Raw genomic sequence first — 22,267 nt, 5'->3', positions numbered from 1 at the left:
ACATTGATTGCGGGGAATGCCATGTTTTCCATCGGCCTGACCGGGGGCATCGGCTCGGGCAAGTCCCAGGTGGCCGACTGGCTGGCCGAGTGGGGTGCGGCGGTCATCGATACCGACCAGATTGCGCACGCGCTTACCGCGTCGGGCGGTGCCGCGATCGAGCCGCTGCGGGCGGCCTTCGGCGCCGAGGCGATCGGGCCGGACGGCGCCCTGGACCGGGCCTGGATGCGCGCGCGTGCCTTTGGCGATCCGGCGGCGCGGCGGCAACTGGAATCCGTGCTCCACCCTTTGATCGACCGGGCGGTGCGCGATCAGGCGGCACAGGCCCGGGGAGACTATCAGGTGTTCGTCGTGCCTTTGCTGGTCGAGTCCGGCCGCTGGCGCGAACGGGTGGACCGCATTTGCGTGGTCGACTGCGATCCCGAGACCCAGGTGCGCCGGGTCCAGGCACGCAGCGGGCTGACGCGCGAGACCATTGAGCGTATTATGTCCGCTCAAGCGTCCAGGGCGGATCGCTTGGCGGCAGCCGACGACATCATCGTCAATGATGACTCGACTGATCTGGACACGCTGCACCGCCGCGTGCTCCAGCTTCACCAGGCCTGGTACGACCGCGCTTCCCGTCCGGCGGATGGGCGCACCACTCATGGATAGGGTCTTTTGCGCGTGATTCTGTACGAGTATCCCTGCAATGAACGTGTACGCACCCTGCTGAGGGTCGAATACCTGTTCGATCGTCTGTTTTTCTTCGCGCAGGGCGAAGACGCCCATTGCCACCAGATCGCCATGACCACGCTGTTCGATCTGCTGGACATTTGCGAACGCGCCGACGTCCGTACGGCCGTGCTCCAGGACATGGATCGTCATCGTTCGGCCCTGTCGGCCTTGCGCGAACATCCCGGTGTCGACGGCGTCACGCTGGACAAGCTCCTGGCGGAAATCCAGTCCGTGTCCGCCGCGCTCGCCGGCCAGGGCCGCATCGGCCAGTGCCTGCGCGACAACGAATGGCTTGCCAGCCTGCGCGGCCGGATCACGGTGCCGGGTGGATCCTCGCCCGTGGACATGCCTTCTTATTACTCCTGGCAGTTGAAGCCGGCCGATGCGCGGACCGCCGATCTGCGTGGCTGGATCGAGCCGTTGATGCCGCTGCATCGGGCCATGGCACTGATCCTGCATCTGCTGCGCGATGCCGGTGATGCCCGCGACCAGTTGGCCAGCCAGGGGGCCTATCAGGAAATGCTGGGCGGCAAGTCCTTCCAGCTGCTGCGCGTCTGGGTCGATCCGTCCCTGGGCATCTTTCCGGAAGTCAGCGCCAACAAATACGTCATCTGGGTCCGGTTCTCCGCCCAGGACAACACAATCAAGCCCCAGCCGGTCAACCGCGACGTGGCGTTCCGCCTGGCCCGCTGCAATCTGTAGGACCCCATCATGACCAACACAACGACGCGACCCCGACGGACGCGCCGCAGGATTCTGGTGTGGGCGGCGGCCTGCGGGCTGATGGTGTTCGCCCTGTGGTACTTCTGGCCGGGCGCCGCCAATGGTCCGGGTGGTCCCGGTGGGCGGGGTTTCCGGATGGGCGGTCAGGCGACGCCGGTATCCGTCGCCCAGGCTGCGCCTGGCCGGATCGACCGCACCCTGCGGGCGCTGGGCACCGTGACGCCGCTGGCGACCGTCACCATTCGTGCGCGTGTGGACGGTCCGCTGCAATCGGTGAATTTTGCCGATGGTCAGGCGGTGCAGGCCGATGAGGTGCTGGCGGTGATCGATCCCCAGCCCTTCCGCGTCCAACTGGATCAGGCCCTGGGCCAGCAGATGCAGCATGCGGCCCAACTGGATCAGGCGCGCCGCGACCTGGCACGGTACGAGCAATTGTTCAAGCAGAATTCGGTGGCGCGCCAGCAACTGGAGGCCGCCCGCGCTCAGGTGCGCGAACTGCAGGGGCAGGCGAAATCGGATCAGGCAACCGTGGACAATGCCCGCCTGCAGCTCGGCTACACCGAGATCCGCGCTCCCGTCGACGGCCGCCTGGGTCTGCGCAAGGTCGATGTGGGCAATATGATCCGGGCGTCGGACACCGACGGTCTGGTGGTGTTGACGCAGAGCCGGCCGATCGACGTGATCTTCTCCATTCCCCAGACACGGTTGCAGGCTTTGCTGGAAGCGCGCCGCGCCACGCCGGGCCTGCAGACGCGTCTGTTCAGCGACGCCGCCGGGACGGCGCTGGCCAGCGGGGCCTTGGTGGCGGTGGACAATCAGATCGACGTGGCGACCGGCACCGTCCAGCTCAAGGCCCGCTTCGACAACGCCGACGAATCGCTGTTTCCCAACCAGTTCGTCCAGGTCCGCCTGCGCCTGGGCACGCAGGAGGGGGTGACGCTGCCCCTGCGGGCGGTGCAGCGCGGCTCGCAGGGCGAATACGTCTATCGGGTGGATGCCGAAAACAAGGCCCGGGTCGTGCCGGTCGTGACCGGGGTCGATGACAGCGAGCGGGTGGTGATCGAATCCGGGCTGCAGGCGGGCGACACGGTGGTGGTCGAAGGCACGGACCGGCTGCGCGACGGCAGCGACGTGGAGATCGTCGCGCCCGAGGCTGCGGGCGGTGTGGCCGGCAGCCCGGCCCAGCCTGCCGCCAAGGCCGATGCAGCAACGGCCGCCCAGGCGACGACCGGATCGGCGAAGCCGCGCCGGGGTCCGGCTTCGTGAACCTGTCGCGCCTGTTCATTCTGCGGCCGGTCGCCACGACCCTGGCGATGGTCGCGCTGGCGTTGGCGGGCTTGCTGGCCTACCGCGAACTGCCGGTGTCGGCGCTGCCCCAGGTCGATTTCCCCACCATCCAGGTCACGACCCTGTATCCAGGGGCCGGGCCGGGCGTCATGGCCGCGCTGGTGACTTCGCCGCTGGAGCGTCAGTTCGGCCAGATGCCGGGCCTGTCGCAGATGCTGTCCACCAGTTCGGGGGGCTCGTCGCGCATCACTTTGCGCTTCGACCTGGGCCTGCCGCTGGACGTGGCTGAACAGGAAGTGCAGGCGGCCATCAACGCGGCCTCGAACCTGCTGCCTTCGGACATGCCTTCGCCGCCGATCTACAGCAAGATCAATCCGGCCGACGCGCCGGTGATGACGCTGGCGATCATGTCCCCCACGCTGCCGCTGCCCCAGGTGCGCGATCTGATCGAGGTGCGCGTGGTGCAAAAGCTGTCCCAGATCAGCGGCGTCGGGCTGGTCAGCGTGGCGGGGGGACAGCGGCCGGCCGTGCGTATCCAGGTCGATCCCCAGGCCCTGGCCGCGCACAAGCTGACGCTGGCCGACGTGCGCAAAGTCGTGACCCAGTCGAACGTCAACCAGCCCAAGGGCAATCTGGACGGGCCGCAGCGTTCGATCACCATCAGCGTCAATGATCAGCTCAAGGACCCGGCCGAGTACGAGCGCCTGATCCTGGCCTACGAGAACGGTGCGCCGCTGCGCCTGGGCGACGTGGCGCAGGTGCACCGTGCGGCGGAAAACCGCGATCAGGCCGCCTGGTTCGGTCAGACTCCGGCGATTTTGCTGAACATCCAGCGCCAGCCGGGTGCCAATGTGATCGAAGTGGTGGACCGCGTCCAGGCCCTGCTGCCCGGCCTGCGGGCCACCCTGCCGACCGGTGTGGACCTGCAGGTGGCGTCGGACCGCACGCAGACGATCCGCGATTCGGTGGCCCACGTGCAGATCGAGATGCTGCTGGCCATCGCCTTGGTGGTGGCGGTGACCTTCGTGTTTCTGCGCACCTGGCGGGCCACCCTGATTCCCGGCGTGGTCGTGCCGCTGTCCCTGGTCGGCACGTTCGCCCTGATGGCGCTGCTGGGTTTCAGCATCAACAATCTGACCCTGATGGCGTTGACGATCGCCACCGGCTTCGTGGTGGACGACGCCATCGTCATGATCGAGAACATCGCCCGCCACATCGAGGAAGGCGAGACTGCGATGGCGGCCGCGCTGCGCGGGGCCAAGCAGATCGGCTTCACCCTGGTGTCGCTGACCCTGTCGCTGATCGCGGTGCTGATCCCGCTGCTGTTCATGGGCGACGTGGTCGGGCGGCTGTTTCGCGAATTCGCCGTCACCCTGGCCGTGGCCATCCTGCTGTCGCTGCTGATTTCCCTGACGCTCACGCCCATGATGTGCGCGCGCATGCTGGGGATGAGACAGGGCACAGGACAGTCCACTGCGGACTGTCCTGTGCCTGACGAATCGGAGCGGCATGCAGGCCGCGACGTGGTGGATGGCATATCCGGGCGGCGTGAAGAACGCTGGATGGAGCGGCTGATCACCGCCTACGACCGGGGGCTGCAATGGGTGCTGGCGCACCAGCGGGCGACCCTGTGGGCGGTCGTGGCGACGCTGCTGGTCACGGCGGGTCTGTATGCCGCCATCCCCAAGGGTTTCTTTCCGCAGCAGGACACGGGCATGGTGCAGGCCATCACCCAGGGGCCGCAGTCGGCTTCGTTCCAGGTCATGCACCGCCTGCAGCAGCAGGCCGTCGAGCGGGTGCTGGCCGACCCGGCGGTCGCGTCGGTGGCTTCCTTCATCGGCATCGATGGCGACAATGCCACGCTGAACACCGGGCGCCTGCAGATCACGCTCAAACCGCTGGCCGAGGGCCGTGAGCGGGCGGATGTCGTGATCGAGCGCCTGCAGGCGGCTCTGCGGCCGGTCGTGGGCCTGGAGGCCTGGCTGCAGCCGGTGCAGGAACTGTCCGTCGAGGACCAGGTCAGCCGCGCCCAGTTCCAGATGACGCTGTCCAGCCCGGACGAGGCCGCGCTGGGGTTGTGGACGCCCCGGCTGGTGGACGCGTTGCGCGAGTTGCCGGAACTGCGCGACGTGGCCGGGGACTTGCAGGACCGGGGGCTGGCCCTGGCCGTGATGGTGGACCGCGATGCGGCGGCGCGGTTGGGCGTCACTCAGGCGTCGATCGACGACGCCTTGTACGATGCCTTCGGCCAGCGGCTGATTTCCACGATCTACACGCAGTCGGCCCAGTACCGGGTGGTGCTGGAGGCCGGCGCCGACCTGCTCGACGGCGGCCCCGTGGCCCTGGAGCATCTGCACGTGCCGACGGCCTCGGGCGGGGTCACGCCGCTGTCCAGCGTGGCGCGCTTCGAACCGGGGCTGACGCCCCTGGCCGTGCAGCGGCTGGACCAGTTCCCGGCTGCCACCGTGTCCTTCAGCCTGGCGCCGGACACCGCCCTGTCCGACGCCGTGCAGGTCATCGAGTCGACGCGCGCGGCACTGGGTGTGCCGGCGTCGGTCGAGGCCCGTTTCCAGGGCGCGGCCCAGGCCTTCCAGGCCTCGCTGTCCAGCACGCTGTGGCTGCTGCTGGCGGCCGTGGTGACCATGTACATCGTGCTGGGGGTGTTGTACGAAAGCCTGATCCATCCGGTCACCATTCTGTCCACGCTGCCCTCGGCGGCCATCGGGGCGCTGCTGGCGCTGTGGCTGGGCGGGGCGGAACTGGACATGATCGGCGTGATCGGCATCATCCTGCTGATCGGGATCGTCAAGAAAAACGCCATCCTGATGATCGATTTCGCGCTGGATGCCCAGCGTGAACGGGGTCTGGGGCCGCAGGCGGCGATCCACGAGGCCGCCTTGCTGCGCTTCCGGCCCATCCTGATGACGACTTTGGCGGCCTTTTTCAGCGCCATTCCGCTGATGCTGGCGTCCGGGTCGGGGGCTGAACTGCGCCAGCCGCTGGGCCTGGCCATGGTCGGAGGGCTGCTGTGCAGCCAGGTGCTGACGCTGTTCACCACCCCGGTGATCTATCTGCTGTTCGAACGCCTGGGCCACCGCCGGGCGGCGGGCGGCTGACATGCGTTTCTTCGCCTTGTTCCTGCGCCGGCCGGTGGGCACGTCCCTGCTGTGCCTGGCGCTGGTCCTGGCCGGGGTGCTGGCGCTGCGTTTCCTGCCGGTGGCGCCGCTGCCGCAGGTGGATTTCCCGATGATCTCGGTGTCGGCCTCGCTGCCGGGGGCCAGCCCCGAGACCATGGCCTCCAGCGTGGCCATGCCGCTGGAGCAGTCTCTGGGCGCGATCGCCGGGCTCGACAGCATGAGTTCGCGCAGCAGCGAGGGCCAGACCGCTATTTCGCTGATGTTCGAGCTGGACCGCGACATCAACAGCGCCGCGCGCGACGTCCAGGCGGCCATCAATGCCGCGCGGCCCATGCTGCCCTCGGGCATGCGCAACAATCCGACCTACCGCAAGGTGAATTCCTCGTCTTCGCCCGTCATGACGCTGGCGCTGACTTCGGACACCGCGACGCGCGGCGAGCTCTACGATCTGGCCTCCACCGTGCTGTCGCAGAAGCTGTCGCAAGTGGCCGGAGTGGGGCAGGTGACGGTGGGGGGCAGTTCGCTGCCGGCCGTGCGCGTGCTGGTGAACCCGCGGGCCCTGGAGTCCATGGGGATCTCTCTGGATCGTGTGCGCCAAGTGTTGCAGGACGTGAATACGCTGCGTCCCGGCGGACTGGTCCGGCTCGACGATACCCAGTGGCAGATTCATTCCGATTGGCAATTGCGCAAGGCCGCCGACTACGCCCCCCTGATCGTGGAATGGCGCGACGGCCGCCCTGTGCGGCTGAGCGACGTGGCGCGGATCGAGGATTCGGTCGAGGACACCAACCAGGTCGGCTATTTCAACGATCGTTCCGCCGTGCTGCTGATCATCCGCCGTCAGGCCGACGCCAACATCATCGAGACCGTGGACGCCATCCGCGCCTTGCTGCCGGACTTCCAGGCGCTGCTGCCGGAACAGGTGCGCCTGACCGTGGCCCAGGACCGCACGCCCAGCATCCGGGCCTCGCTGTTCGAAGCCGAACTGACCCTGGTGCTGTCGGTCGTGCTGGTGGTGGCCGTGGTGCTGGCCTTTCTGGGCAACTGGCGCGCCGCCCTGATCCCGGCTGTCGCCGTACCGGCCTCGCTGGTCAGTGCGTTCAGTCTGATGTGGTGGTTCGGCTTCACCCTGAACACGATTTCCCTGATGGCGCTGATCGTGGCCACCGGCTTCGTCGTGGACGACGCCATCGTGGTGCTGGAAAACATCATGCGCCACATCGAACGCGGCATGCGGCCGGCGCGTGCCGCCCTGCGCGGTGTGACCGAGGTCGGCTTCACCGTGCTGGCCATGAGCCTGTCGCTGATCGCCGTCTTCATCCCCTTGTGGCTGGTGGGCGGCCTGGTGGGGCGGCTGTTCAAGGAATTCGCCGTGACCCTGTCGGTGACCATCGCCGTGTCGCTGCTGGTGTCGGTGACGCTGACCCCGGTCATGGCGGCGCGCCTGCTGCGCGCCCCGGCCGTGCACGAACCGCCTCCTCAGGGGCTGTTGCGGCGCTGGCTGCACCGCTGCGGCCAGGCGGGCGAGGCCGCCTACCGGCGCTCGCTGCGCTGGTCTCTGGATCACGGGCGCCTCGTCCTGCTGCTCCTGCTGGCCACGGTGGGCCTGAACGTGTACCTGTACGCCAGCATTCCCAAAGGCTTCTTCCCGCAGCAGGACACGGGCCAGTTGATGGGTTTCTTTCGCGTCGACACGGGGACGTCCTTCGGCGAAACCCAGACCCGGCTGGACGCGTTCCGCCGCGTGCTCCTGGCCGATCCGGCGGTGGATACCGTCACTGCCTATGCCGGCGGGCGGGGCGGCAGCAACTCCAGTTTCATCCAGGTGCAGCTCAAACCCCTGAGCGAGCGCACTGCCAGCGCCAACGACGTGGTCAACCGGTTGCGGCCCCGCTTCGAGCACACGCCCGGGGCGCGCATGTTCCTGGTGCCGCAGCAGGACATTTTCGTCGGCCATTCCTCGCGGGCGGGCTCCTATTCGTACGTGCTGATGGGCAGCGACCTTGCGCTGCTGAGCCAATGGCTGCCGCGCGTGCGCAACGCCCTGGCCGCGCTGCCTGAACTGGTGGACGTGGACGACGACGTCGAAGACAAGGGCCGCCGGGTGGAACTGGTCGTGGACCGGGATGCAGCCCGGCGTCTGGGCGTGCAGATGGCCGATCTGGCGGGGGTGCTGAACAATGCCTTCAGCCAGCGGCAGGCGGCCGTGCTGTATGGCAATCTGAACCAGTATCACGTCGTCATGGCGGTGCAGCCCCAGTACGCCCAGGACCTGCATTCTCTGCAGGCGCTGCAGGTGCTCAATGCCGCCGGTCAGCGTGTTCCCCTGACGGCCTTTACCCGGATCACCGAGGGCACCGCGCCGCGCGCGGTCAATCACGAGGGACTGCTGGCGGCCGATTCGGTGTCCTTCGGTCTGGCGCCCGGCGTATCCCTGGATCAGGGGCTGGCGGCCATCGATCAGGCCGTGGCGCGCATCAGCCTGCCGACGCAGGAGCTGCAGGCGGGGCTGGACCAGAGCGCCGGCATGATGCGCGACGCGGTGGCGCAGCAGCCCTGGATGCTGGTGGCGGCGCTGGTGGCCATGTACCTGGTGCTGGGCATGCTGTACGAAAGCACCATCCACCCGATCACCATTCTGTCCACGCTGCCCTCGGCGGGGGTCGGCGCGCTGCTGGCCCTGCGGCTGGTCGGCATGGAATTCACCCTGATCGCGCTGATCGGCGTGTTCCTGCTGATCGGCATCGTCAAGAAAAACGCCATCATGATGGTGGATTTCGCCCTGCAGGCGCAGCGCCGCGAGGGCCTGGACCCGCGCGAGGCCATCTACCGCGCCTGCCTGGCGCGCCTGCGGCCGATCCTGATGACGACGCTGTCGGCCATGCTGGGCGCGCTGCCGCTGCTGTTGGCGACAGGGGCGGGGGTCGAAATGCGCCAGCCCCTGGGGCTGACGATCTTCGGCGGTCTGTTGGTCAGCCAGGTGCTCACGCTCTACACTACGCCCGTCGTCTATCTGAGCCTGGATCGCCTGCGTGGCTCCCGTCGCCGTGCCTCCATTCCGCCGCAACAGGAACCTGCCCCTCATGGTTGATCGAGTGTCTCCGCCCCCTGGCGCATGCTGCGCCGTGACGTCCGCCCGCCGCGCGGTGCGAGGCCTGCTGGGCGTGGTGGCGGCCTTGTCCCTGGCCGCTTGTGCCGTCGGCCCCGACTATCAGCGGCCCGCCCAGGACGTCGGGGCAGCCTACGCGCATGCGCCCGAGGGCCGCTGGATTCCGGCCGATACCCCGCCGCGTGCACTGCCGGCCGACTGGTGGACCCTGTTTGGGGATGGCGTCCTGGACGATCTGATGGACCGCATGCAGAAGGGGAACCTGGATCTGGCCCAGGCCGAAGCCCAGTTCCGGCAAGCCCATGCCGCGCTGGATTCGGCGCGTGCCGGCCTGTTCCCGACGCTGGGCGCATCGGCGGCCTTGACCCGGGCGGGGCAGGGCGTGTCCCAGGCGGGCAATCCCGCCAGCACCTACGGCCTGTCGGCCACGGCCAGTTGGGAAGTCGATCTGTGGGGGCGTGTGCGGCGCGACGTGGAGGCGGCCCGGGCCGGAGAACAGGCCAGCGTCGCCGACCTGGACGCCATGCGCCTGAGCCTGCGGTCCACCTTGGCGCAAGCCTATTTCGGGGTGCGTTCCAGCCAGTTGCAGGACGCGCTGCTGGCCCGCACACTGGATGAATATGCACGCGCGCTGGAGATGACGCGCAACCGACTGGCGGCGGGCGTGGCGTCGCCGGCCGATGTGGCGGCGGCCTCCGTGCAACTGGACCAGGCCCGTGCTCAGCGCATCCGCCTGGGCTGGCAGCGCGAGCAGCAGATCCATGCCATCGCCGTGCTGCTGGGCCAGACGCCGGCGAGCTTTCTGCTGTCCGGCGGCGCCAGCCTGCCGGCGGTGCCCGACGTGCCGGTGGGCGTGCCCTCGGCCCTGCTGCTGCGCCGCCCCGACGTGGCAGGTGCCGAGCGGCGGGCGGCGCAGGCCAATGCGCGCATCGGCGTGGCGCAGGCCGCCTGGTTTCCCGACCTGACGCTCAGCGCCCAGGGCGGTTATCGGGCGGCGGAGTTCGCCTCGTGGATCATGACGCCTGCGCGCTTCTGGACTCTGGGGCCGACCCTGGCGCTGAGTCTGTTCGACGGCGGTGCGCGCGCCGCCGCCGTGGCCTCCGCCCGCGCGGCTTACGATGCTCAGGCGGCCGCCTACCGCAAGACCGTGCTGGATGCCTTGCGCGAGGTCGAGGACGCTCTGGTCCAGTCGCAGGCGCTGGTCGAGGAGCAGGCCGCCCGTGACCGGGCGCTGGCGGCGGCCCGCGAGACCCTGCGTCAGATCACCAATCAATACCAGGCAGGCCTGGTGGACTACCTGAGCGTGGTCCAGGCCCAGACCAGCGCACTGAGCGCCGAGCAGACCGCGCTGGACGTGCGCGCCCAGCGCCTGACGGCGACGACGCAATTGATCGCCGCCTTGGGCGGCGCTTATTCCGCCGAGGACATTTCCACCAACTGACCCCGGATCGCGGCGATGCCGTGCGCGCCGTGCCGGCGCGCGGCGTCCAGCGTGTCCAGCGACTGGCCGCCGATGGCGAAGACCGGCCGGCCGGCGGCGTCCGCCAGGGTGCGGAACCGGTCCCAGCCCAGGGACGGGAGGCCAGGGTGGCTGTCCGTGTCCAGCGCGTGACCCAGCACCACGAAATCAGCCTGGAGCTGACGCGCGCATTCGATGTCTTCGGCCGTGTGGGCCGATACCCCCAGCCAGCCCGGCGGGCGCGTGTCGTTTTGCAGGACGCGCGCCGCGTCGGCCGCCCGCAGTTGCACGCCATCGGCTTCGGACCACCAGGCGGGCGGATGGGTGCTGTTGACCAGGCAGCGCGCGCCCTGCTGGCGGCACAGGGCCAGGACCGCCAGGAACGCCTCGCGCAGCGAAGCCGGGTCGCCCTGCCAGTCCGGTTCGCGGAACTGCACCAATTGCAGCCCCCTCAGCAGTTCCTGTCGCAGATCGGCCAGCCAGCCGGCCAGCCGGTCGGGATGGCCGATCTGGCTGATGCGGTAGCGCGTGGGCAGGCGCAACCAACGCAGCGGCGGGGTGGCGGCCGGCAGCAGCGAACCGCCGCCCGGGCCGATGGGGTGTTCGGATTCGTCCAGGCGGATTTCCCAGGGGTCCACCCAGTCCAGCGCCTGGTTCTCGCGGCCGTGCGGCTCGCCTTCCCAGGCGGTCACCTGGCAGAAGGCCAATTCGACGATGGTCTTGGGGTATTCGTGCACGTGCACGACCCAGGGATAGACGTGCGTGGCGCGGATGCCCAGTTCTTCGTCCAGTTCGCGTACCAGGGCCTGTTCGACGGTTTCACCGGCTTCGATCTTGCCGCCGGGGAATTCCCACCAGCCGGGCCAGGCCTTGCCTTCGGGGCGCTGGCCCAGCAGCAGCCGGCCCCGGGAGTCGATGATCAGGCCTGCGGCCACGCGGATGTAGGGTTTGGATTCAGACATGTCGGGCCGCCCAATCACGTGCGAACTGGCGGGCCACCCGGCCGGAGCGGGAGCCGCGTTCCAGTGTCCATTGCAAGGCCTCGGTGCGGGCGTCCTTGATCTGGGCCTCGCCGCAGCCATGGGCCCGCAGCCAGTGGCCGACGATGTCCAGGTAGTCGTCCTGGGCGAAGGGGTAGAACGACAGCCACAGGCCGAAGCGTTCGGACAGGGAGATCTTTTCCTCGACTGTTTCCCCCGGGTGGATCTCGCCGTCGGGCTGGTGCTGGGCTTCCAGGTTTTCGTGCATGTATTCGGGCATCAGGTGGCGCCGGTTCGAGGTGGCGTAGATCAGCAGATTGTCCCCCGGCGAGGCGATCGAGCCGTCCAGTGCGGATTTCAGCGCCTTGTAACCGGCTTCGCCTTCCTCGAAGGAGAGGTCGTCGCAGAATACGATATAGCGTTCCGGACGGCCATGGATGAGTTCGATGATCTGGCCCAGGTCGCCCAGATCGGACTTGTCGATCTCGATCAGACGCAGGCCCTGGCCCGCGTGCGCGTCGAGCAGTGCGCGGACCAGCGAGCTTTTGCCCGTGCCGCGTGCGCCGGTCATCAGGACGTTGTTGGCCGGCTTGCCGTGCAGGAAGGCCAGCGTGTTGCGTTCCAGGACGGCCTTTTGCCGGTCCACGTGCTGCAAGTCGTCCAGATGGATGGGGGCGATGCGGCGCACGGCTTCGAGCCAGCCGCGCTGGCCCCGGCGCTGCCAGCGGTAGGCATGGGCCGTCCAGTCGATGGCGGGCGGGGCAGGCGGCAACCAAGCTTCGAGCTGGGCCAGCACGCCCATCGCCCGGTTCATCAGCGCCTGCAATTGATCGTCTGCCACGTAATTCTCCTGAATGTGATGCGGAAAGTATAATCTGGCTCTTTGCGGCCGCATCCGGCGGGCGCCCATCCGTATTCGGGTCCGTCTTGAATTTCTCAGAATTGTTCGCCCCCATCGTGTCCGACATGCAGTCGGTCGACGCCGTCATCCGGACCCGCCTGGATTCCGAAGTCGTCCTGATTCGCACCATCGGTGATTACATCGTCGGTGCCGGCGGCAAGCGCATGCGCCCGGCCATGGTGCTGCTGGTGGCCGGCGCACTGGGTTACCGGGGCGACAACCATCACCGCCTCGCGGCCGTGGTCGAGTTCATCCACACCGCCACCCTGCTGCACGACGACGTGGTCGACGAGTCCGACATGCGCCGTGGCCGCGAGACGGCCAACGCCGTATTCGGCAATGCCGCCAGCGTGCTGGTGGGCGATTACCTGTATTCGCGCTCGTTCGAGATGATGGTCGAATCCGACTCCATGGCCGCCATGGCGGTGCTGTCGGCGGCCACCACCATCATCGCCGAAGGCGAGGTCCTGCAGTTGCTGAACGTGCATGACCCGGACGTGTCGCTGGACCGCTACCTGCAGGTCGTACGCTACAAGACCGCCAAGCTGTTCGAGGCCGCCGCACAGGTGGGGGCCATCATTTCCGGCGCCACGCCCGAACAGGAGGCCGCTGCGGCCGCCTACGGCCGCCATATCGGCACGGCATTCCAGTTGATCGACGACGTGCTGGACTACAGCGGCGACGTCCAGGCCCTGGGCAAGAACGTGGGCGATGACCTGCGCGAAGGCAAGCCCACCCTGCCGCTGATCCGGGTCCTGGAAACCGGCACCCCCGAACAGCGCGGTCTGATCCGCAACGCCATCGAGACCGGCGACGCTGATTTCGAGGCCGTGGCGCGCGCCATCCACGCCACCGATGCGCTGGATTACACCCGCCGGGCGGCTCAGGCCGAGGCCGATCTGGCCCGCGAAGCCCTGTCCGCCTTCCCGAATTCCGTTTACCGGGAAACTCTGCTAAAATTCTGTGCTTTCGCGGTCGAGCGCGACCGTTGAAATCTTCCCGTTGACGGGAAGGCGCCGGGGATAGGGGTCTTTGTAAATCGGCCTTTGTAAATCCCGGGGCCGCCATGGTTCATCAGATGCCATGGCTCGTCATAGCAGCACCGTCGGGGTGTAGCTCAGCCTGGTAGAGTACTACGTTCGGGACGTAGGAGTCGCATGTTCGAATCATGTCACCCCGACCATCTTTTCCGACAAAAACGCACGGTTTTCAGCCGTGCGTTTTTTGTTTTGGGCGATTGTCAGCGTGCTCTGGCTGTACTGACTGCAAAGCACTGATTAAAAAAGCCTGTCCCGTATCGAGGCAGGCTTTGGACGTGTGCGGCGAGGCTTGCCCGGCTCATTTCGCCGTAAGCCGCAGCAAGCCGGCGTCCGCACCATCCTCGATCACCCAGACCGCGCCGTCGGGCGCCACCGCCACGTCGCGGATGCGCCGGCCCAGCGACCAGCGGTCTGCCTGATGGGCGGCGCCGTCCGCCTTGAAGACCACGCGCACCAGGCCTTCGCTGCGCAGGCCTCCGATCAGGGCGGAGCCTTGCCAGGCGGGGAAGACGGCGCCCTGGTAGAACGTCAGTCCCGCGGGGGCAATGACCGGGGTCCAGTACAGGCTGGGCGCGTCGAATTCCGGGCGGGTGGCGTGCCGGGGGATGGGCCGGCCGCTGTACTGGTCCCCGTTCGAGACCTCCGGCCAGCCGTAGTTGCCGCCGCGCCGGATCCGGTTCAGTTCATCGCCGCCGCGTGGTCCCATCTCGTGCTCCCACAACGTGCCGTCCGGCGCGAAGGCCAGGCCGTAGGGGTTGCGGTGGCCCGTGCTCCAGGTCAGCGCGCGGATACCGGGCTGCCCGGCCATGGGGTTGTCCGGCGGGGTGGAGCCGTCCGGGTTCATGCGCAGGATCTTGCCTCTGGCGGCATCGGGGTCCTGGGCCGTTTCAGGCTCCATCCGGTCGCCGACCGTCAGGAACAGGTGCCGTCCGTCAGGCGAAAAGGCGATGATGCCGCCGGGCTGCCCACCTCGGCTGGCAGGCTGCTGGCGCCACAGCGTCTCCCGATTCCGCAGGTGTGCGCGACCGCCGGATTCCTCCAGCCGGGCGCGGGCCAGGATCAGCACGCCGCCGCCATCCTCGGGCGCCACGCGGGTGAAATACAGCAGGCGGTCCCGTTCGAAGTCCGGTGAGGGCACCACATCCAGCAGGCCGTTCTGGCCCCGGTCGTAGACCGCCGGCACGCCATCGATGGCTGTTTGGGCACCGGCCTGGGTGACCAGGAGCATGCGGCCGGCCTTTTCGGTGACGATCAGGCGCCCGTCAGGCAGGAAGGCGATCGCCCAGGGGCGGTCAAAGGCGGCGATCCGCTGGATGGCGAACGACGTGACCTCGTGTACGGGGAGAGGGCCGGCGTTTTCCGGGGCCGCCTGAACGGTGGGGAGTGGCAGGGCCAGCAAGGCGGCCAGCATCAGTCTGGCCCGGAGAGTGGGGCGGTTCATCGCGCATCGCCTTTCATGGAGCACATCGGTCCACTATACCCATCGGACCGGGTGATCGTCAGGTGGCCGGTTCTCTGGGCGAAGGGCCGGGGGCGCCATCAGCGCTGCCGCATGAACGCGATGAATTTCGGGTGAGTCGCGTAGGCGATGTTCAGACGCATGGCGGGACGCGAACTGTGCCGGTCGGGCGTGAACAACCGGCCGGGCGCGATGAAGATGTTGCGTTCCGAGGCTTCCTGGACCAGCCTTTCCTCGTGATCGCCCGGCCGCAGGTATGCCCAGAGATAAAAACATCCCGTGGGTTCACAGAAGACTTCCAGATCGAGCGCCTGCAAGGTTTCGAGTGCCTGGTCCGTCGCCAGGGTGATGCGGTGGCGCAGCTTCCGGAGATGCTTCAGATACTGGCCCGAGGCGATGAATTCGTAGAGCATCCGCTCTGCGATGTCACCGGAACTGGCGATGGTGAGCATTTTCAAATCGCACAGTGCGCGTGCCAGTGTGGCGTTGCAAGCCAGATAGCCGACCCGCAGCCCGGCTGACAGGGTTTTGGAGAACGTGCCGATGTAAATGACCCGTTCCAGTTGATCCAGACTGGCCAGACGGGGGGCGTCGGCCGGCAGGACGTCGGCGAAAGGGTCATCTTCCACGACCAGAAAGTCGTGCCGGGCGGCCGCCAGCAGGATACGGTGGCCGACCGGCAGGGTCAGCGCGCTGCCGGTGGGATTGTGCGCCTGTGACTGGGTGAAGAAGATTTTCGGGCGATACCGGGCGGCCTTGGCGTTCAGGTCTTCGACGTCGGGGCCGTTGATCAGGCGCCGCACGCCCACGATCTGCACCCCCCCGAGGTGCAGTTTGGCAAACAGGGGGTAGTAGCCGGGGCTGTCGACCAGCACGGTATCGCCCGGTTCGAGCAACTGGCGTGCGATCAGATCGAGCGCATGGTTCGCCCCCATCGTCGTCAGGATGTGGTCGAGGTCGGTGTGAATCTGGCGGTCGCGCAGGTTCCGCGACAGGTACTCCCTCAGACGGATGAATCCCCAGGGGTTGCCGTAGCCATGTATTTCATTGTCGCTGGATCGGGAACGCGCACCGAGCGGCAAATGAAAATCCACCTTGCCCGCCCAGTCGTGCGGGGGGCGTCCCTCGCCGATGCGGACTTCGTATTGCCGGATCAGTTGCTCTCGCAGCAGCGACGCAGCATCGACCGCCTGGGCGACGGACAGGGCCTTGGGCAGCCGGTCGCGCCGGGTGGTGCGAGGCACGTAGTAGCCGGAGCCGACGCGGGCTTCGAGCTGGCCGAGCGCCACCATGCGGTCGTAGGCTTCGGCCACCGTGTTTTTCGAGACCTTCAATTCTGCGGCGGCGGTGCGGATGGGCCAGACGCGCGCGCCCGGCGGCCAGGTGCCCGCGGCAATGCCCTGGAGGATCTGCTGGATGACGGCTTCGATGCGGGTCATGGGGCGGTCCGGGAGTGTCTTGGGTCAGAATCTGGTACGGTTTCAATAAGTAGTGTGAACTGTACCTTTTATTGTACCCGTCACTTCCCTATCATGGACTCACCTGCCCGGCGGGATGGGGCAGCACGATAACGATCAATGAAGCGGGTGAATGCCCGCTCTCCGCTCCCCGGGACAGGGGTGGCGGCTTTCATGGAGATGACAATGACGACATTCAATCGGCGTTCTGTACTCAAGGTTCTGGGCGCGGGCTCCCTGGCCGGCGTCGGCATCGGGGCCGCGACCTCGGCGCACGCGCAGGGCAAGGTGAAATGGCGGATGCAGGCCTTGTGGGACGGTGGCACCACGCCGCAGAAGTTCGAGGAAATGTTCGTCAAGCGTGTGGCGGAGCTGACGGGGGGGCAGTTCGAGATCGAACTGTTCTCGGCCGGCCAACTGGTGCCCGCCAACCAGGCTTTTGACGCCGTGCGGGGCGGCGCTTTCCAGATGATGAAGACCTTCGACGGCTATGAGGCCGGCAAGATCCCCAGCTTTGCCTTTACCAGCACCGTTCCGTTCGGGTTCACGGAGTCCGATCAGTACGAAGCCTGGTTCTATGAACTCGGCGGCCTGGATCTGGCCCGCAAGGCTTATGCGCCGGCGGGTCTGTTCTACGTGGCGCCCACCGTCTATGGCGCCGAGCCCATCCATTCGAGGGTGCCGATCAAGACCATCGCCGATTTCAAGGACAAGAAGGGACGGTTCGTGGGGCTGGCTTCGGCAGTCATGGGTGCCCTGGGGGTGGCCGTGACGCCGCTGGCGACTGCGGACGTCTACTCCGCCCTGGACAAGGGCGTGATCGACATCGCGGACCGGGGCGATCTGACGGCCAATCAGGAAGCGGGCCTGGGGGAAGTGGCCAAATACATCATCCAGCCGGGGCCGCACCAGCCGACCACCGCGACCAGCTACGTCGCCAATCAGGCGGCCTACAAGGCCTTGCCCGAGACGCACAAGGCTGCCCTGGCAACAGCGGCTCGTGAGGTATCCAGCGCCTTGCGCCAGCACATCCTGGTGGCCGACGGCAAGGCCATCGACGCCTTCAAGGCGCAAGGGGTGGAAGTCAGTTCGCTGGATCCGGCCGACGTTGGCCAGGCCCGCAAGCAGGTAGCCGAGGTCTGGCGCAAGGCGACCAAGGGCGATGCCCTGGCCACGCAGATTCTGGACAGCCAGATCGCGTTCATGGAAAAGCTGGGCCTGATCGCCTGATTCCGGGGTTCCTGCCTCACTGTCATGGCCCTGTGCGGGCCATGACAGTCCGTTTGTCCTCATCCGGATTCTCACCATGCCCAGTGTCATCCGACTTTACGTTCGCGCCGTCACCGGCCTGAACAAGGTGCTGTTCATGCTGGCGGCCGCACTGATGGTCATGATCGTGCCCGCCATGATGGCGGAAGTGATCAGCCGCTATGCCTTTCATTCGCCCACCGTCTGGGGGATGGAACTGGCCGTGCTGCTGTTCGGCCCTTATTTTCTGCTGGGCGGTCCCTACCTGCTGCACCTGGGTGGGCACGTCAACATGGATTTGTTCCGCAATCGCATGTCGCCGCGCGGCGGTCTCGTGGTCGACATCGTCAACCAGTTGATCATTGTCTTCTTCTGCGCGGTGATGCTGTATTACGCCACGCCGCTGGTACTGCAGTCCATCGAGTACCGGGAAACCACGTTCTCCGCCTGGAACCCGCCGCTCTGGCCCTACAAGATCGCCGTGCCGGTGGCTGTGCTGTTGCTGGGCCTGCAAAGCCTGGCGGAACTGGCGCGGTTGTGCTTTGGCGACAAAAAGGATGATGCCGCATGAGCCCGAATCTGATCCTCATCCTGATGTTCGGCGGCCTGACCCTGCTGATGGTCACCGGTCTGCCGATCGCCTTTGTGCTGGGCGGTTTGTCGCTGCTGCTGACGATCACGCTCTGGAACCCGGATTCCGTCATCATTCTGGTGCTGCAGGTGTTCGACACCATGCGCTCGGAGCCTTTGCTGGCGGTGCCGCTCTACATCCTCATGGCCAGCATCCTGCAGCGTTCCGGGGTCATCGAAGACCTGTACCGGGTCATGGGGCTCTGGTTCGGCCGCTTGCGGGGCGGGCTGGCCATCGGTACCGTCATCATCTGCGTCGTCATGGCGGCCATGACCGGCGTGGTGGGAGCGGCGGTGACGTCCATGGGCGTGCTGGCCATGCCCGAGATGCTGCGGCGCAAGTACGATCCCTCGTTGGTGGCGGGCACGATCTGCGCGGCCGGCACCCTGGGCGTGCTGATCCCGCCGTCCGTGCTGACGATCGTGTATGCCGTGACTGCCCAGGTCTCGATCGGCAAGATGCTCATTGCCGGCATCGTGCCCGGCATACTGCTGGCGTCCATCTACATCCTCTACATCCTGTACGTGTCCTATTTCAGGCCCGGCAAGGTGCCCGTCGAGTCGGTGAAGCCCGTGCCCATGCGGCTGAAGCTGCTCAGTCTGCAGGCCGTCATCATTCCGGCGCTGCTCATCGTGCTGGTGCTGGGTTCGATTTTCCTGGGGATTGCCACGCCCACGGAAGCCGCCGCCGTCGGTGTCGTTGGTTCCATTCTGGCCAGTTTCGCCCGGGGCAGGTTCAGCTTCCAGAATCTGGCCGACGCCGGCATTCAGACGCTCAAAGTGACTTCGATGATCCTGTGGATCACGATCGGCGCCAAAGCCTACGTGGCGATCTTCACGGGGCTGGGGGGCGCCGATACGCTGATCGGCGCGATCCGCGATCTGGATGTGAACCCCTACGTCGTGCTGGCCATCATGATGCTGATCCTGATCTTCCTGGGCACCTGCCTGGACGAGATCGGCATCATCCTGCTGACCGTGCCGGTCTTCCTGCCCATCGTGAAAGCATTCGGCTTCGACGAAATCTGGTTCGGCGTGCTGTATGCCATTTCGATTCAGGTCGGATACATCAGTCCGCCGTTCGGCTATTCGCTGTTCTATCTCAAGGCCACGCTGCCCAAGGGCATGGGGATGGCCGAAGTCTACCGAGGGGTGACGCCCTTCATGGGGCTGCAGATCCTGGCGCTGCTGATCTGCGCGGCATTTCCGGCAGTGGTGACCTGGCTGCCCGGATTCGTCGGTTGATCGTTTTTTATCAGAGGTGATTGTCGTGACGCATAAAACTTCCCGCATTTCGGGTTTTCACAAGCTTGGCGTTCCCGAACGCATCGACCAGACCCTGGCGTTCGCCGGGCTGCAGGACGGGGATCTGAAGTCGCTGTTTCTGAATACCGGCAACCTGCCGGCGGAGCTGGCGGACCAACTGATCGAGAACGCGGTCGGCACCATGAACATCCCGGTGGGCGTGGCCACCAATCTGTTGATCGATGGCAGGGATTATCTCGTGCCCATGGCGACCGAAGAGTCCTCCGTGGTGGCCGCCGTCTGCAACGCGGCGCGTCAGGCTTACGACTCGGGTGGTTTCATCACCTCGATGTCGGGGACGCGCATGATTGCGCAGGTCCAGCTGGTCGGCGTTTCCGATCCCGGCAACGCCCGCCTGGCCATCCTGGAGCATGTCGAGGAGATCCGCGCCATCTGCGATGATTGCGACCCCGTGCTGGTGCGCCTGGGGGGCGGTTTCCGGGATCTGGAAGTGCGTATCATCGACGCGCCGAGCGGTCCCATGGTGGTGACCCATCTGATCGTGGATACGCGCGATGCCATGGGCGCCAACGCCGTCAACACCATGGCCGAGAAACTGGCGCCGCACATCGAGGCCTGGACCGGTGGACGCGTCTATCTGCGGATCCTGTCCAATCTCGCGGATCACCGCCTGGCGCGGGCCCGCTGTGTCTGGAAACTGGACGCCATCGGCGGCGCGGCCGTGCGCGACGGCATGATCAAGGCCTATGAGTTCGCGCTGATGGACCCCTATCGTGCCGCCACACACAATAAAGGCATCATGAACGGCGTGACGGCCGTCGTCATGGCAACCGGCAACGACACGCGCGCCATCGAGGCGGGGGCGCACGCCTATGCGGCGCGCAAGGGCTGGTACAGCAGCCTGACGCAATGGGAAGTGACCCGCGAAGGCGATCTGGCGGGCTCTCTGGAGATGCCCATGGCGGTCGGACTCATCGGTGGGGCAACCAGGCTTCATCCCATGGCCCGTGCCTGTCTCCAGATCATGGACATCCAGAACGCGGCGCAACTCTCGCGTGTCATCGCGGCGGTGGGGCTGGCGCAGAACTTCTCGGCGCTCAAGGCCCTGGCCACCGATGGCATCCAGAAGGGCCATATGTCCCTGCATTCGCAGAACATCGCCCTGATGGCGGGGGCGGAAGGCGAAGAAATCGCCCGGGTCGCCCAGCGCCTGGTCGAGCTCGGCGTGGTGCGTATCGACGTGGCGGAGGCCGAACTGCAGAAGCTGCGGGCCGGTCGTTAGACTGCGCGCCGCCGTGCGGCCGTGCGCCGCGTCTGGCGGGCTCTATACTGATGGGATTCCTGCCGGTGCCGATGCACCGGCGTTCCGATTCATCGTCCAGGAACTTGATCCATGACCACGCTTTCTGCAGTTGCTTACCCCGACACCCGACTCCTGATCGACAACCAATGGGTCGATGCGGCCGATGGCCGGACCCTGGACGTGCTCAATCCGGCGACCGGCAAGGCGATCGGCCGGGTGGCCCATGCCGGCATCCCCGACCTGGACCGCGCGCTGGCTGCCGCCCAACGGGGCTTCGAGGTATGGCGCAACACCTCGGCGCATGACCGCGCCGCCATCATGCGCCGCGCGGCGGGCCTGCTGCGCGAACGCGCAGAGGACATCGCCCGCCTGCTGACCCAGGAACAGGGCAAGCCGCTGGCCGAAGCGCGGGTCGAGACCCTGGCTGGCGCCACGATCATCGAATGGTTCGCCGACGAGGGCTTGCGCGTATACGGCCGCGTCATCCCTTCGCGCAATCTCTCGGCGCTGCAAATGGCCATCAAGGAACCGGTGGGACCGGTGGCGGCCTTCACGCCCTGGAACTTCCCCATCAACCAGGTGGTGCGCAAGCTGGCCGCCGCGCTGGCGACCGGCTGCTCCTTCCTGTGCAAGGCGCCGGAAGAAACGCCGGCTTCGCCGGCCGCGCTGCTGCAGGCCTTTGTGGATGCCGGCCTGCCGCCGGGCGTGGTAGGCCTGGTGTACGGCAATCCGGCGGAAATCTCCGGCTACCTGATTCCGCATCCCGTCATCCGCAAGGTCACGTTCACCGGCTCCACGCCGGTCGGCAAGCAACTGGCCGCGCTGGCGGGTGCCCACATGAAGCGGGTCTCCATGGAACTGGGCGGCCATGCGCCGGTGATCGTCGCCGAGGACGCCGACGTCGAACTGGCGATCAAGGTCTCCGCCGCCAGCAAGTTCCGCAACGCCGGACAGGTCTGCATCTCGCCCACGCGCTTTCTGGTGCACAGCAGCCTGGTCAATGAATTCACCCGCGCCTTCGTGCGCCACGCCGAATCCCTGAAGCTGGGCGACGGCCTGGCCGAAGGCACCACCCTGGGACCCCTGGCCAATGCGCGCCGCATCACGGCCATGGATAAAGTGGTCGAGGACGCCCGCCAGCGTGGCGCCGAGGTCCTGACGGGCGGTGCGCGCGTGGGCGATGCGGGCAATTTCTTTGCGCCGACCATCATTGCCGGCCTGACCACCGAGGCTGATCTGTTCAACAACGAACCCTTTGGTCCGGTGGCGGGCATCCGCGCCTTCGATCATCTGGACGAGGCCATCACCGAGGCCAACCGCCTGCCCTACGGCCTGTCCGCCTATGCCTTCACCCGTTCGCTGCGCAACGTGCAGCAACTGATGGGCCGGGTCGAGGCCGGCATGCTGTGGATCAATCAGCCGGCCTCGCCTTCTGCCGAACTGCCGTTCGGCGGGGTCAAGGATTCCGGCTATGGCACCGAGGGCGGCCCCGAGGCGCTGGAAGCCTACCTGAACACCAAGGCGGTGTCGGCCGTGGGGATCTGATCCCCC

At 67.0% G+C, this 22,267-nt stretch carries 16 protein-coding genes and 1 tRNA gene; 13 read left to right on the top strand and 4 right to left on the bottom strand.

Annotated features, from left to right (window positions below):
* Window positions 1-21 precede the first annotated feature (21 nt).
* The 6 genes from coaE to WA983_RS09470 are packed head-to-tail and all read left to right on the top strand — an operon-like array spanning window position 22 to window position 10,414.
* Window positions 22-654 carry a dephospho-CoA kinase gene (gene coaE / locus WA983_RS09495; RefSeq protein WP_424311951.1) on the top strand — a complete coding sequence of 211 codons (633 nt, stop codon included), beginning with the start codon at window positions 22-24 and terminating at the stop codon, window positions 652-654.
* Window positions 655-666: 12 nt separating this feature from the next.
* Window positions 667-1,419, top strand: coding sequence for a cell division protein ZapD (gene zapD, locus WA983_RS09490; RefSeq protein ID WP_424249542.1), 753 nt, complete (start codon window positions 667-669; stop codon window positions 1,417-1,419).
* A gap of 9 nt (window positions 1,420-1,428) precedes the next feature.
* Window positions 1,429-2,706 carry an efflux RND transporter periplasmic adaptor subunit gene (locus tag WA983_RS09485; protein ID WP_424311950.1) on the top strand — a complete coding sequence of 426 codons (1,278 nt, stop codon included), beginning with the start codon at window positions 1,429-1,431 and terminating at the stop codon, window positions 2,704-2,706.
* A complete protein-coding gene (locus tag WA983_RS09480) occupies window positions 2,703-5,843 on the top strand; it encodes an efflux RND transporter permease subunit (protein WP_424311949.1) in 3,141 nt (1,046 codons plus the stop codon). The genes WA983_RS09485 and WA983_RS09480 overlap by 4 nt, the downstream gene beginning before the upstream one ends.
* Before the next feature lies 1 nt (window position 5,844).
* Window positions 5,845-8,955: an efflux RND transporter permease subunit gene (locus WA983_RS09475; RefSeq protein ID WP_424251297.1), complete on the top strand. Its 3,111-nt coding sequence runs from the start codon at window positions 5,845-5,847 to the stop codon at window positions 8,953-8,955.
* Window positions 8,948-10,414, top strand: coding sequence for an efflux transporter outer membrane subunit (locus WA983_RS09470; RefSeq protein ID WP_424311948.1), 1,467 nt, complete (start codon window positions 8,948-8,950; stop codon window positions 10,412-10,414). The genes WA983_RS09475 and WA983_RS09470 overlap by 8 nt, the downstream gene beginning before the upstream one ends.
* Here WA983_RS09470 and WA983_RS09465 read toward each other — a convergent pair.
* Window positions 10,384-11,394 carry a Nudix family hydrolase gene (locus tag WA983_RS09465; protein WP_424251642.1) on the bottom strand — a complete coding sequence of 337 codons (1,011 nt, stop codon included), beginning with the start codon at window positions 11,392-11,394 and terminating at the stop codon, window positions 10,384-10,386. The genes WA983_RS09470 and WA983_RS09465 overlap by 31 nt on opposite strands.
* On the bottom strand, window positions 11,387-12,226 hold the full coding sequence (locus tag WA983_RS09460) for an ATP-binding protein (RefSeq protein ID WP_424251646.1): 840 nt from the start codon (window positions 12,224-12,226) through the stop codon (window positions 11,387-11,389). The genes WA983_RS09465 and WA983_RS09460 overlap by 8 nt, the downstream gene beginning before the upstream one ends.
* A 113-nt stretch (window positions 12,227-12,339) precedes the next feature.
* Here WA983_RS09460 and ispB point away from each other — a divergent pair, with 113 nt between their 5' ends.
* A complete protein-coding gene (ispB, locus tag WA983_RS09455; RefSeq protein ID WP_424251640.1) occupies window positions 12,340-13,305 on the top strand; it encodes an octaprenyl diphosphate synthase in 966 nt (321 codons plus the stop codon).
* A gap of 114 nt (window positions 13,306-13,419) precedes the next feature.
* Window positions 13,420-13,496, top strand: a tRNA-Pro gene (locus WA983_RS09450).
* Between the two features lie 155 nt (window positions 13,497-13,651).
* On the opposite strand, the gene WA983_RS09445 is transcribed toward WA983_RS09450, so the two are convergent.
* Window positions 13,652-14,794 (bottom strand): PQQ-dependent sugar dehydrogenase, encoded by a 1,143-nt coding sequence (locus WA983_RS09445; protein ID WP_424251638.1) that lies wholly within the window; start codon window positions 14,792-14,794, stop codon window positions 13,652-13,654.
* 98 nt (window positions 14,795-14,892) lie between these two features.
* A complete protein-coding gene (locus WA983_RS09440; protein WP_424251636.1) occupies window positions 14,893-16,251 on the bottom strand; it encodes a PLP-dependent aminotransferase family protein in 1,359 nt (452 codons plus the stop codon).
* Between the two features lie 204 nt (window positions 16,252-16,455).
* Between WA983_RS09440 and dctP the strand changes: the two genes are divergently transcribed.
* From dctP to WA983_RS09415, 5 genes are all read left to right on the top strand, one after another.
* Window positions 16,456-17,499: a TRAP transporter substrate-binding protein DctP gene (dctP, locus tag WA983_RS09435; RefSeq protein WP_424251635.1), complete on the top strand. Its 1,044-nt coding sequence runs from the start codon at window positions 16,456-16,458 to the stop codon at window positions 17,497-17,499.
* A gap of 76 nt (window positions 17,500-17,575) precedes the next feature.
* Entirely contained in the window at window positions 17,576-18,088 is a 513-nt protein-coding gene (locus tag WA983_RS09430) for a TRAP transporter small permease subunit (RefSeq protein ID WP_424251633.1), read from the top strand.
* Window positions 18,085-19,392 (top strand): TRAP transporter large permease, encoded by a 1,308-nt coding sequence (locus WA983_RS09425; protein WP_424251631.1) that lies wholly within the window; start codon window positions 18,085-18,087, stop codon window positions 19,390-19,392. Before WA983_RS09430 ends, WA983_RS09425 begins: the two co-directional genes overlap by 4 nt.
* A gap of 25 nt (window positions 19,393-19,417) precedes the next feature.
* A complete protein-coding gene (locus tag WA983_RS09420) occupies window positions 19,418-20,695 on the top strand; it encodes a hydroxymethylglutaryl-CoA reductase, degradative (RefSeq protein WP_424251629.1) in 1,278 nt (425 codons plus the stop codon).
* Between the two features lie 111 nt (window positions 20,696-20,806).
* A complete protein-coding gene (locus WA983_RS09415; RefSeq protein WP_424311947.1) occupies window positions 20,807-22,261 on the top strand; it encodes an NAD-dependent succinate-semialdehyde dehydrogenase in 1,455 nt (484 codons plus the stop codon).
* Window positions 22,262-22,267: the final 6 nt, after the last annotated feature.

This window comes from Castellaniella sp. (genome assembly GCF_049650445.1).
GTDB lineage: Bacteria > Pseudomonadota > Gammaproteobacteria > Burkholderiales > Burkholderiaceae_B > Castellaniella.
Note: the sequence above shows the minus strand (reverse complement) of the source record. Positions and strands in the feature narration are given on the sequence as shown.